Source organism: Allobosea sp. 10L422, from assembly GCF_056395345.1.
In genome coordinates this window covers 177,561-189,516 of record NZ_JBFTJI010000007.1, presented here as the reverse complement: position 1 = coordinate 189,516, position 11,956 = coordinate 177,561, and the positions used below count along the sequence as shown (strand labels likewise).

10 protein-coding genes and 1 pseudogene are annotated in these 11,956 nt (G+C 63.8%); 4 read left to right on the top strand and 7 right to left on the bottom strand.

The features are described from left to right. Positions 1 to 5 precede the first annotated feature (5 nt). The 4 genes from AC1DEZ_RS15865 to AC1DEZ_RS15850 are packed head-to-tail and all read right to left on the bottom strand — an operon-like array spanning position 6 to position 4,740. Complete coding sequence (locus AC1DEZ_RS15865) at positions 6 to 728, bottom strand: aspartate/glutamate racemase family protein (RefSeq protein ID WP_476779929.1); 723 nt, start codon at positions 726 to 728, stop codon at positions 6 to 8. A 30-nt stretch (positions 729 to 758) separates the two neighbouring features. After that, complete coding sequence (locus AC1DEZ_RS15860; RefSeq protein ID WP_476779928.1) at positions 759 to 2,585, bottom strand: ABC transporter permease subunit; 1,827 nt, start codon at positions 2,583 to 2,585, stop codon at positions 759 to 761. Between the two features lies 1 nt (position 2,586). After that, positions 2,587 to 3,663, bottom strand: a complete 1,077-nt coding sequence (locus tag AC1DEZ_RS15855) for an ABC transporter ATP-binding protein (protein WP_476779927.1) — start codon at positions 3,661 to 3,663, stop codon at positions 2,587 to 2,589. Positions 3,664 to 3,675: 12 nt separating this feature from the next. Beyond that, a complete protein-coding gene (locus tag AC1DEZ_RS15850) occupies positions 3,676 to 4,740 on the bottom strand; it encodes an ABC transporter substrate-binding protein (protein WP_476779926.1) in 1,065 nt (354 codons plus the stop codon). Between the two features lie 609 nt (positions 4,741 to 5,349). Here AC1DEZ_RS15850 and AC1DEZ_RS15845 point away from each other — a divergent pair. Genes AC1DEZ_RS15845 through AC1DEZ_RS15830 form a run of 4 tightly spaced genes read left to right on the top strand, consistent with a single transcriptional unit; the run spans position 5,350 to position 9,262 of the window. Next, positions 5,350 to 6,096 (top strand): GntR family transcriptional regulator, encoded by a 747-nt coding sequence (locus tag AC1DEZ_RS15845; protein ID WP_441510602.1) that lies wholly within the window; start codon positions 5,350 to 5,352, stop codon positions 6,094 to 6,096. 34 nt (positions 6,097 to 6,130) lie between these two features. Then, positions 6,131 to 8,452, top strand: coding sequence for a molybdopterin-dependent oxidoreductase (locus AC1DEZ_RS15840; protein WP_476779925.1), 2,322 nt, complete (start codon positions 6,131 to 6,133; stop codon positions 8,450 to 8,452). A 25-nt stretch (positions 8,453 to 8,477) separates the two neighbouring features. After that, on the top strand, positions 8,478 to 8,825 hold the full coding sequence (locus AC1DEZ_RS15835) for a RidA family protein (protein WP_476779924.1): 348 nt from the start codon (positions 8,478 to 8,480) through the stop codon (positions 8,823 to 8,825). Between the two features lie 41 nt (positions 8,826 to 8,866). Continuing rightward, positions 8,867 to 9,262, top strand: coding sequence for a carboxymuconolactone decarboxylase family protein (locus AC1DEZ_RS15830; protein ID WP_476779923.1), 396 nt, complete (start codon positions 8,867 to 8,869; stop codon positions 9,260 to 9,262). Positions 9,263 to 10,450: 1,188 nt separating this feature from the next. Here AC1DEZ_RS15830 and AC1DEZ_RS15825 read toward each other — a convergent pair. The 3 genes and pseudogenes from AC1DEZ_RS15825 to AC1DEZ_RS15815 all read right to left on the bottom strand — a co-directional run. Beyond that, a pseudogene (locus AC1DEZ_RS15825) lies at positions 10,451 to 10,941 on the bottom strand (transposase); the annotation flags it as partial. A gap of 351 nt (positions 10,942 to 11,292) precedes the next feature. Further along, positions 11,293 to 11,799 (bottom strand): LysR substrate-binding domain-containing protein, encoded by a 507-nt coding sequence (locus AC1DEZ_RS15820; RefSeq protein WP_476779922.1) that lies wholly within the window; start codon positions 11,797 to 11,799, stop codon positions 11,293 to 11,295. Next, complete coding sequence (locus AC1DEZ_RS15815; protein ID WP_441510597.1) at positions 11,787 to 11,927, bottom strand: LysR family transcriptional regulator; 141 nt, start codon at positions 11,925 to 11,927, stop codon at positions 11,787 to 11,789. Before AC1DEZ_RS15815 ends, AC1DEZ_RS15820 begins: the two co-directional genes overlap by 13 nt. Between the last annotated feature and the right edge of the window lie 29 nt (positions 11,928 to 11,956).

Below are 11,956 nucleotides of genomic sequence, written 5' to 3'. Positions count from 1 at the left end.
GGCGATCAGTCCGTGCCGAAGCGTCGCGGCTTCAGCGCCGCATGGAAGGTGTTCACCATCGTCACCGCGTCGAAGACCGGCACGCCGTAACGTTCGGCGATATCGGCGCTGAAGGGCGTCAGATTGGTGCATTCCCCGACGATGGCGCCGACATCGGGATGCCGGCTGAGCAGGTCGCCTGCGGCCGCGAGGACCTCGCCGCGCAGCACGTCATAAGGCACGGTGTCGTCGCCTTCGCGGATGCTGCGGACGAATTCGGAGCTTTGCGGCAGGCCGACGACCGGCGTGTCCTCGGCGATGCCGACGGCGCGCAGATAAGGGCCGTTCAGCACCTCGGCGTTGTAGGTGAGGATGCCGACCTTCTTGCCCGTCGGCAGCATGCGCTCGACCATCGGCACCTGTAGCAGAGCGCTGGTCGCGACCGGCACCGAGCAAAAATCGGCGAGCTCGCGCTGGTAGATCGAGAGGAAGCCGCAGGTCGTGGTGATGCCGTCGACGCCGGCATCGATCAGCTCTTGGGCCGCCCGCTTGAACGGTTCGAGCAGGCTGGATTCGTGCAGCTCCGTCATGCGCGAGGGCACGGCGTCGTGGACGATTCTGTACTGCACGGGAAAATCCCAGGTGCCGGCATGGCCGATATCGCCGGGCCAGCGCCGGAAGCGGCTGTTGACCATGAGGATGCCGACGGTGACGCCGTAATAGGTTTTCTTGCGAAGGTTGTTGCCCATCGAAGCCTTCCAGATCGCGCCACGCGGGCGTCAGTTGCGGCCGGCTGAACGCCGGAAACGCTCGTTGAGGAACAGGAGACCAGTCATCAGCACCAGCAGCAGGGTCGCGACGGCTGCCAGGGTCGGATTGATCTGGAGCAGCAGGTCCGACCACATCTGGCGCGGCAGCGTGTTGAATGAGCCGCCGGTGATGAACAGCGCCACCGTCAATTCGTCGAAGGAGGTGACGAAGGCGAAGAGGAAGGCCGAGAGCAGGCCCGGCTTGATGATCGGCAAGGTGATCCGGCGCAGAGTCTGCCACCGGCTTGCGCCCATCACCGCTGCCGCTTGGTCGAGCCGCCGGTCATAGGTCGCGAGCACCGCCATGACGGTGATGACGACATAGGGGACGGCGAGCACGGCATGCGCGATAACGAGCCCCGTCACCGTCCCGACCAGCTCCAGCTTCGAATAGAGGAAGAACAGGGCGACCGCGATCACGATACGCGGCACGATCAATGGCGACAGGATCACGGCGAGCGCAGCGGTTTTGCCGGGAAAGCGGTTCCAGGCCATCGCGAAGGCCGCCATCGTGCCCAGCACCAGCGCCACCGCGCCCGAAGCCAGACCGACGATCAGAGAATTCCAGGCCGCGCTGGTCCAGTCGGAAGAGGCGAAGACGGCCTCGTACCAGCGCAGAGAGAAGCCGTTTGGATTGGCCTGGACCGCATTTCCTGGCGTGAAGGAGGCCGGGATCACGAAGAGCGTCGGGATCAGCAGGAAGGCGACGACGATGAGGAACAGCGCGAGGCTGCTGCCCCGGCCGAGCCCGCGGAAGGCGCGCGCGGGCAGCAGTCCGGCGAACACCGCGCCGATTCCGGCGCAGAGGCTTCCCAGCCCATTGACGATCGCCCGGCCGATCACGTCGAGGATGCACGACCAGGCCGAGACCGTCCGCGCCGAGCGGTCCGAGGAGCCACCGGCCAGGCTCGACAGCCCGATGACCCGGTCATAGGCGACGAAGACCACGATCGAGGCCGCGAGCAGCAGGACCGAGAGCGTGCTGGCCGCCGGCCAGTTCAGCAATTCCTGGATCTGGGTGATGATGACCTGCGTCAGCATGGTCTCCCGCGCGCCCCCGAGCAGGGCAGGGGTGATGAAGAAGCCGAGCGAGCTGATGAACACCATCATCGCGGCCGCGCTGATACCCGGCATGCATTGCGGGATGTAGATGCGCCAGAAGATCTGGGCGCGACCGGCGCCGAGCGTTTCCGCGGCGCGCGACAGGTTGCCGTCAATCGTCTGCATCACCGGCAGCATGGTCATCACGGCAAGCGGCAGCATCGCATGCGACATGCCGATCAGAGTGCCCGTCAGGTTGAAGATCAGCGAGGCCGGCGCGTCGACGATGCCAAGTGCCAGCAAGAGCTGGTTGACCGCACCGTTCCGCCCCAGAAGGATCATCCAGGCGAAGGTCCGCACCAGGAAGCTGGTCCAGAACGGCAGCAGGACCCAGATGATCAGAGCGTTGCGGCTCTGGGGCGCGGCGTTCGCGAGGTAGTAGGCGACCGGGAAGCCGCCGACGACCGAGATCACCGTGGTCCAGCCGGCGATCTTGAAGGTGATGAGCAGGACGTCGAAATAGAGAGGGTCGGAGAAGGCCTTCGCGAAGTTGGCGGAGGTGGCGGCTCCGCCCCGGTCGAACAGCGACAGCGACAGGATCTGTGCGACCGGGAAAAAGAAGAAGATCGCCAGGAAGGCGAGGAGCGGAACCAGTGGCAGGAGCGGCCTTGCGCGACGCAGCCGCGGCTGAAGGGCTGATATCGCGGGCTCGGCCGTCGGGGCAGGTTCGCAATCGCGCGTGGACATGGTCGTCATGTCACGCGCCCGGCGGCAGCACGATGGCGTCGGCGGCCGACCAGCCGAGCGTCACGTTCTGCCCGCGCTCCGGCAGCGGCCGCCCGGATGTCAGCTCCTTTGCGAGGAGGGTGGTGCCGTCGTCCAGCCGGACATTGATCTTGGTGAAGCCCCCGACGAAGACGGCATCGAGCAATTGGCCGCGCCGGATGTTCTCATGCGCCTCGCCGTCGCGGATGAGCTTCAGCCGTTCCGGCCGCACCATCCAGTTGACGTCTTCATCGGTGCGGTGGCCGGCATCGGCCGCCACCCTGATCGTCGAGCCGTCGACCGAACCGAGCAGGGTCTCGGCTCCGGTCGACAGCACCTTCGCCGGGGCGATGTTGGATTCGCCGAGGAAACCGGCCGCGAAAACGGAGGCCGGTTTGAAATACAGCTCCGCCGGGGTGCCGATCTGCTCGACCCGCGCATTGTTCATCAGGCAGATGCGGTCGGACATCGACAGCGCCTCCTCCTGATCATGGGTGACGTAGAGAATGGTGATGCCGAGCTCGACATGCAGCCGCTTGATCTCGGTCTGCATGTGCTCGCGCAGGTTCTTGTCGAGGGCGCCGAGCGGTTCGTCCATCAGGATGATGGAGGGCTCGTAGACGATGCAGCGCGCCAGCGCGATCCGTTGCTGCTGCCCGCCGGAGAGTTCCCGCGGCAGGCGCTCGGCGACATGGGGCAGATGGATGAGGTCGAGCACGCGGCGCACCGCCGCGTCGATCTCGGCCGCGCCCATCCGGCGCATGCGCAAGGGGAAGGCGATGTTCTCGTAGATCGAGAGATGCGGGAACAGGGCATAGTTCTGGAAGACCATGCCCAATCCCCGCTTCGCTGAGGGCTCGTCGGTGACGCGCCGCCCGTCGATCCAGATGTCGCCGCCCGTCGGCTCGGTCAGCCCGGCGATCAGGGACAGGAGCGTGGTCTTGCCCGAGCCGGACGGCCCGAGCAGCGTCAGGAACTCCCCGTCGCGCATCGAGAGTGTCGTCGGTTGCAGCGCCACGACTTCGCTGTAGCGCTTGGTGACCTGCTCGGTTCGCAGCTTCTCCGACATCGGGCCAGTGCCTCAGCTACGGAGTAGCCAGGCGTTGAAGCGCTCGAACATCTTGTCCTTGTTCGCGCCCCACCATTCGTCGTTGCTCGGGATCAGCTTGCTGAAGTTGGCCGGCTCCGTCGGCAATTGCTTGGCGCGGGCGGGGTCGATGAACTTGAACGCGGTCTGGTTGGTCGGGCCATAGGCCAGCGCCTTGGTATAGAGCGCCTGCCGTTCGCCATTGGCGCAGGAGGCGATGAACTTCTTGGCGAGTTCCGCGCGCGGGCAGCCTTTCGGGATGGCCCAGCCTTCCATGCCGTAGAGCCCGCCATCCCAGATGATCTCGACCGGCGCGCCGTTGTCGATCGCCGCCTGGATGCGCGCATTGCTGGAAGGCAGGAAATCGACCTCGCCGCTCTGCAGGAGCTGCGTAGTCTGGGTGAAGCTCGTCCACCAAACCGCGATATGCGGCTTGATCGTGTCGAGCTTCTTGAAGGCCCGGTCGACATCGAGGGGGTAGAGCTTCTTCGGGTCGACGCCGTCAGCAAGCAGGGCGCCTTCGAGCGTATGGATCGGGCTCTTCGGCAGGGCGCGGCGACCGGGGAATTTGGCAACGTCGTAGAAATCGGCCCAGTTCGAGGGGCGGGCCTTCATGCTGTCGGTGCGGTAGCCCAGCACGCTGCCATAGACGTTGGTGCCCAGCCAGTCTGGCTGCTTCGCCAGAGGGAGAAGCTCGTCGTAATCCGTTCCCGAGAACTGCAATGGCTCGAGCAGCCCGGCATCCGAGAGCAGCTTGCGCGATGACAGGGTGATCGAGACGACGTCCCAGACATAGGACTTGGCGTCGACCTGCGCCTTTACCTGGCTGGTCGGCTCGGAGTCGCGGGAGACGTTGACAAGCTCGGCGCCGGTCTTGCGGAAGGGCGCATAGAAGGCGGGCGTAAAGCCGGTGACGTAGACGCCGCCCGGATCGGCCACGGTGATGCGCTCCGCGGCGTAAGCCGGACGGATGATGAACGGCGCGGCGATGAGGCCGGCGCCACCGCTCAGAAGTCCGCGCCGCGAAATTCCATTACGAACGAACGAGTGATCCGGCATGACATTCCCCTTTTTTTGGAGTCAGGTGGAGAAATGGTCTTCGATGGTCATCTATGCCTGCGTCGAAATTGGAGACTGTTCTGCAAACAGGTCCAATTTGTTTTTCGAGGCGGACAAATCCATTTACGCTCGATTCTCTGCTTCCGCGAGGGATTGAATTACTGAATTCTAAACTGTTTGTGGTAGAATAATCTATGAATACGTTATGTCCGGGCGCTTTCAGGAAAGTGATACGCTCATCAGAGCTGGGGTAGGAAAAGTTTAGCGAGAGGGTGGCTGTCCCGATTGGCGGCATGCCAACACCGGCAAGTTGAATCCTGGGAACGACCGCCGCTATGTCCCGGCCGCTGCATCGCATGCGGGGTTCGATATGCGGTGCAAGAGGACGTCGATCGAGCCGCCTATCGCGCCGGCCCGAGTCCGAGGCGGACGAAATTGGCTCCGCCACTGTCCTTCGGCTGAGGAGCGAGGATGCGGCCATCGACTCCATCACGAGGTCATTGTCGATTTCATGTTGTCGACAATACGCAAGGCATGTAGGTTTACAACATCAAATTTGCGTCGCACCCACATTCGCAATGTGGAAAGCGACTCAATGAGGAGACGGGCATGAACAAGCCGGCGATGCCGGGAGGTGCTGTGACGGCGGTCGGGGCCCGGCGGGCCGCGGCGATCGTGGCGCCCAAATCGCTAACCCAGCAGATCTCAGATCACATCCGGTCTGAGATCATCCATGACAACATCAAGCCGGGCGAATGGATCCGGGAGAAGGCGCTCACCGACCAGTTCGGGATTTCGCGAACCCCGTTGCGCGAGGCCCTGCAGATCCTGGCGACGCAAGGGCTGATCGAGATTATCCCGAACCGCGGCGCCGTTGTGGCGGCGCTGTCGGACGACGAGATCCGCCATCTCCTGCAGGTCTACGTTCGCCTCGACGTCTTCGCCGCCGAACTCGCTTGCGACCAGGCGACGCAGCAGGATGACGAGGCAATCCGTCGGCATCTGGAGACCATGGCGGAGGCTTACCGCGTCAGCGACCGCTACGCCTATTTTGATGCCAACCAGGCCTTCCATCTCGCGATCGCTGCGGCCTCCCACAATCCCGTGCTGATCGAGATGCACGCGCAGCTCAACCTCCGCCTCTATCGCACGCGTTATCTCGGCGTCCTGCAGGCGGAGAACTGGGCGAAAGCCTTCAACGAGCATGAGCCCATTGCCCAGGCTTTCCTCGACCGGAATGGCCCCCTGTTGGCTCGATTGGTCTCGGAGCATCTCGGCTTCGCCTGGCGCATGGTTTCGCCTGACGCCGTCGATCGGACCGAGGCGAAGCCCGCCGATCTGGCGAGGTCCGCCTGACCAAACGCCGACCTCCAAAGCCCTGGCGACGATGATGTTGAAGACACCCGCACGACCGACCGTCGCCACGCATTGGGGCACCTATCGAGTGCGGATGTCCGAGGGGCGTCCCGCCGAGCTCGAGGGCTTCGAGCAGGATCCGGCGCCGTCTCCCATTGCCGGGTCAATGATCGGAGCGTTGGACGATCCGACCCGGATCGAACGCCCGATGATCCGCGCCTCATTCCTCGAGAAGGGCTTTCGGGCGACGGGGGCTGGCCGCGGCGCCGAGCCTTTCGTCGCCGTGGACTGGTCCGAGGCCATCGCCATCGCGGCCGGCGAGCTCGACCGGGTTCGCAAGGAGCATGGCAACCGCTCCATCTTCGGCGGCTCCTATGGCTGGGCGAGCGCGGGGCGCTTCCATCATGCGCAGAGCCAGATCCATCGATTCCTGAACGCTATCGGCGGCTATACGCGCTCCGTCGGCAACTACAGCTACGCCGCCGCCGACGCGATCGTGCCGCATGTCGTCGGCGACCGCCGCGGGCTCGTCACCGAGCATACCTCATGGCCCGTTATTGTCCGCCACGCCCGGTTGCTGGTGATGTTCGGCGGCCTGCCGCTTAAGAATTCCCAGGTGAGTTCCGGCGGGATAGGCCGTCATATCCTGGCCGAAAGCCTCGAGACTTTCAGGGCAGCCGGGGGCGAGCTCATATCGGTCACGCCGATCCGGGACGATGTCGAGGAGCGCTTCGGCGCCACCTGGCTTCCGATCGCGCCCAACACCGATACGGCGCTGATGTTGGGTCTCGCCCACACGCTGTGGAGCGAAGGGTTGCACGACAAGGCTTTCCTTGCGCGCTGCACCACCGGCTTCGACAGGTTCCTGCCCTATCTCGCGGGCGAGAGTGACGGCATCGCGAAGACGGCGGAGTGGGCGGCCGCGATCTGCGGGATCGAGGCGGAGGCCATCAGGGGGCTCGCACGCAAGATGGCGGCGCAGCGGACCATGATCATGCTGGCCTGGGCCGTGCAACGGGCGGATCATGGCGAGCAGCCCTGCTGGATGGCGATCACACTGGCCGCGATGCTGGGCCAGATCGGTCTGCCCGGTGGCGGTTTCGGCATCGGCTACGGCTCGGTCAACGGCATCGGCAACCCGACACTCGACCTGTCCTGGCCGTCATTCGGGCAGGGGATCAATGCAGTCGACGACTACATCCCTGTGGCGCGGATATCCGACCTGCTGCTGAAGCCGGGCGGCAGCTATCAGTTCAACGGGCAAGACCGGAGCTACCCCGATATCCGCCTCGTCTATTGGGCCGGCGGAAATCCCTTCCATCACCAGCAGAACCTCAATCGCTTCCTCCAAGCGTGGAAGCGACCGGAAGTGACGATCGTCCACGAGAGCTGGTGGAACCCGCTCGCACGCCATGCCGACATCGTGCTGCCGGTGACCACCCAGCTGGAGCGCAATGACATCGTCTGTTCCAGCCGCGACCGGCTGATTGCCGCTTCGCATCGGGTCAGTGCGCCCTTTGGGCAAGCGCGGAACGATTACGACATCTTTGGCGCGCTGGCTGCCGAACTCGACGCGGCGGCGGTCTTCTCCGAGGGGCGGGGCGAGGAGGACTGGCTCCGATCCCTCTACGAGAAGGCGCAGGAGCGCCTCTCGGCGCTGGGTTTCAACGTGCCCGATTTCGAGACCTTCTGGGAGGAAGGGGCGCTGCTCTTTCCCGAGCCGGAGCAGCAGCCGACCCTGTTCGAGGAATTCCGGCGGGACCCGGTCGGGAACGCCTTGCCGACGCCCTCCGGCAGGATCGAGATCTGGTCTGACCGGATCGCTTCCTTCGGCTACGACGATTGCCCCGGCCATCCCGCCTGGCTCGAACCCAGGGAATGGCTCGGGGCCTCCAAGGCGAGGCAGTTCCCCCTGCATCTGATCTCGAATCAGCCCAAGACCAAGCTCCACAGCCAGTACGACCAGGGGGTGCATTCCCGGGCTGCCAAGATACGCGGCCGTGAGCCCGTCCGGATCCATCCAGCCGATGCTGCGACGCGGCGGATCGGCGACGGCGACATCGTCCGCCTTTTCAACGAGCGCGGCGCCTGCCTTGCGGCGGCCGTCCTGTGCGACGCGGTTCGTCCCGGCGTCCTGCAGCTCGCCACCGGTGCCTGGTACGACCCGGTGATGCCCGGCAAGGCCGGGGTCCTCGAAAAGCACGGCAATCCCAATGTCCTGACGCATGATCTGGGCACGTCGCGTCTAGGCCAGGGGCCGAGTGCACAATCCTGTCTCGTCGAGATCGAGCGCTACGAAGGCGAACTGCCGCCCGTGACCGCTTTCGATCCTCCCCTGATCGTCAACCGTTCGTAACGACGCAACCTGCGCGGAGATTTCCATGCCGATCACGAGAGCCGATTCGAATGGGCGCCGCAGCCGCGCCGTCGTGCACAACGGAACGGTCTACCTGGCAGGGCAGGTCGCGGATGACCGTTCCCTCTCCGTAGCCGGACAGACCACACAGGCGCTCGCGAAGGTCGACGACATGCTCGCACGTTGCGGCAGCGACCGTACGAAGGTGCTGTCGAGCATCGTCTGGCTGAAGTCGATGGACGACTACAAGGCCATGAACGAGGTCTGGGACGGTTGGGTCGATCCCGATCATGCGCCGGCGCGCGCCTGCGTTACCGGCGACATGGCCTACCCCGATATTCTGGTGGAGATCATGGTCGTCGCCTCCGCTTGACCGACGCCCGACATTTCAGACACAGCCCGAGGAGAAAGCCGATGCCTCGCCCCAGAGCGATCGAGTACAACGAAGCCAGCGATGCAGTCAAAGCCGTCTACGACGAAATAAAGACCGCTCGGAAACTCGACGACGTCAACAATTTTTGGAAATACCTTGCCAATGACGAGAAGACCCTGCGGCGGACCTGGGAGAGCGTCCGCGAGGTCATGGCGCCGGGCGCACTCGACGCCCTCGTCAAGGAAATGATCTATGTCGCGGTCAGCGTGACCAATAACTGCGGCTACTGCATCGCGAGCCATAGTGCTGCGGCGGCCAAGGCAGGAATGACGCCGGAGCAGTACCACGAGCTCCTCGCCGTCGTTGGCATGGCGAACGAGACGAACCGGTTGGTCAATGGCTATCGCGTCCCGATCGACCCCGCATTCGAGAAATAGCCGAGACGGTTTTTGGGCGATCGGCCAAAGTGGGTATCCGGCGGCGTGTCGCGCCGCTGGGGAACATGCCTCGGAGCGCAAGGATAGGACGAAGCTTCGTGTAGATCTTGTCGGTCTCGGTCGTATCACTCGGACGTTTTTGAGCCTGCGAACGGCTGAAGACAATGGGCGCTGGGAAATCGTCGGTGCCCTGAAGCGAAATGCCGCAACATCAGACGAGCGGCGATTTCCAGTTGTCGAGACGCTTGCCTGCCTTGGAGCATTAGGGCCGGGCCTTCTAATTGACTTCACTGGGCCAAGCGCAATCAAGGATTATGGAGCCGACCTTCTCCGGCTCGCTGATGTTTGGACCGTTGGAGCTGCGGCCCTCGTCTCTGCAGAACTCGAACGGGATCTACGCGAGGTTTCGCGGCAGACGCATCGCCCGCGATTGCTGCCGGGTGCGATCGGCGGCGTAGACGCGCTCTCCGCCATTGCAATCGATCCCGGAGCTGTGGTCTCGATACTGGCCTGCACAACGTCGAATCCGGTCGCCTCGGGGAAGGTCGACGACGCGCGATCCGTCGTTAGCCGTGCCGAAGGCGTCAATGTCATTGCAACTGCGGCCTTCGCATCGCGCGCCCTGAATCATACACCTGTCGATCACGTTAGCGCTGGGGAGGGGAACAACGCAGATTTGGCATTGAGGGCACTGGCGCCTATGGAGCGTTGCGTCTCAGTATCGATCCGGTCGTCGATGCGGAACATGGGACCATGCTCGTTGCGGCCAGCGCCATGTCGGGGTTGCGCAATTGCCATCGACCTGGTCGGCAAAATTGTGGGATGGCGTCGGAAATTTCGTCTATCAGAGGAAGTTCCCAGTTGCCAATCTACATCGCGATAAGAAACGCGCGAATCCCTCGACGCCAAAAGCCTTAGCGTAGGATTTCGCCGAAGCCTCGAAAGTCTTGCTGCCTTCGATAAAGCGGCTGGAAGATAAGCTTGGTCCGCTGGGCCTCAAGGTCGAACGGTGGAGGCAATTCGGTCAGCGCTTGAAGCCGGGGTCGAATACATCCCCGAGAACGGCGGCGGCGCTTGGGTGCGCAAGGCGAAGCGGGCCGATGGCAGGAGCGGGGAGCATTGAGGTGGCCCGTAAATTCCAACTTCCGTCTCTACCGGCACGATAGAGAGCGCGGCGAAATGGAGACTCAGAAGGCCCTGCAACATGCGGCTGCCGGCTAAGGGATACTCCAGGTGCAGGGCGTCGATCCGGCGCATCAGAGCGAGATCGGCGCCAGAGACTGCGCGATGCAGGTAGTAGATGCTGCCCCGGCTGATCCCGAGAACCTTCGCCTGTCGACTGAGCGGCAGATCGTGATGACGGTCGATCATCGCTTTGCGCTCAGAAGGCCGGCCTTCCCGAGCGCGCCGGACAAAAAATCATTCTCCAGCGTCAGCTCTCCAATCTTTGCGTGCAGCGTCTTTACGTCGACCGCCGGCGCCGGCGCTGCGGTCTTCGCCTCGCCATCGAAGACGCCTGCTGCCCCATCGAGAAGCTGATTGCGCCACTGCGTGATCTGGTTCGGGTGCACGTCGAACTGCTGTGCCAGCTCGACAATCGTCTTCTCGCCCCTCAGGACTGCAAGGGCCACCTTTGCCTTGAAGGCCGGCGTGTGGTTCCGCCGCGGTCGTTTCGCCATGTCTCTCCTGTCGCGGCCATCGTGCCGCCTTCAGGCAGAAACTCCACTCATCCGGCCTGTCCAATTTTCCCGAGCCAGCTCTTAGGGAGCTGAAACGCGCCAGTGCAGTTTCAAGCTGCGCTCAGCTGAAGCGTTGAGCGAGCGGCTGCCCAATCGGGCGCCGGTCGGGCGATAGAGATACCACCCCGAAAATGGCAGCGAGTCTGCGCCGAGGGAGGTGAGATCTGGATACCGTTGACCAGCGTATCGACCCTGTTTCCAGGCAGGTAGTTCGATCCGAAAAGCGCCCCCATCGATGTCTTGAGCTGATCATCCGACGAAGCAAGATGATGACGGACAAATCCCGGCATTTTACAACCCCATGGGTTGCAACTCTCGAATGAGGTCGATCAGAAGGCGCAGTCCTGTCGGGACCTGACGGCGGCTCGAATAATAGATGTGAAATCCTGCTCCGCGAGCAGCCCAGTCCGAGAGCACTGGGCGCAGCCGTCCGTCCGCGAGATGCGGAGCGATGAGCGGCTCGGGGAAATACATCAGGCCTAGCCCTCCGAGGATCGCCACGAGACCCGTTTCCGCCTGGTCGACCGTGATCGATGTCGGCACCGCCACCTGCAGATCCTCGCCGCGGCGCTCGAACTCCCATCGATAGACCCGATCGTCACCGAGCCGGTTGCTGATGCATCGGTGCCGGTGCAGATCGTCGGGATGCTCCGGAGTGCCGAAGCGGTCGAGGTAATCGGGCGAGCCCGCGACCACCCAGCGGATATCGGCCGACAGCCGCTGCGCGATCATATCCTCCGGCACTGTGCCGCCATAGCGGATGCCGGCATCGAAGCCCGCGTCCGTCACATCCACCATGCGATTGCTGGCTCGCCGATCGCTGCCGCGAGGACCTCACCGGCAGCGGTTAGGGTCACGCTCTTGGTGGTCCGGTTCAGAAGCCTGACGCCGAGCCTGCCCTCCAGGCCCTTGAGCGCGTGGCTCAACGCGGAGGCGCTGACGCCGATTTCAATGG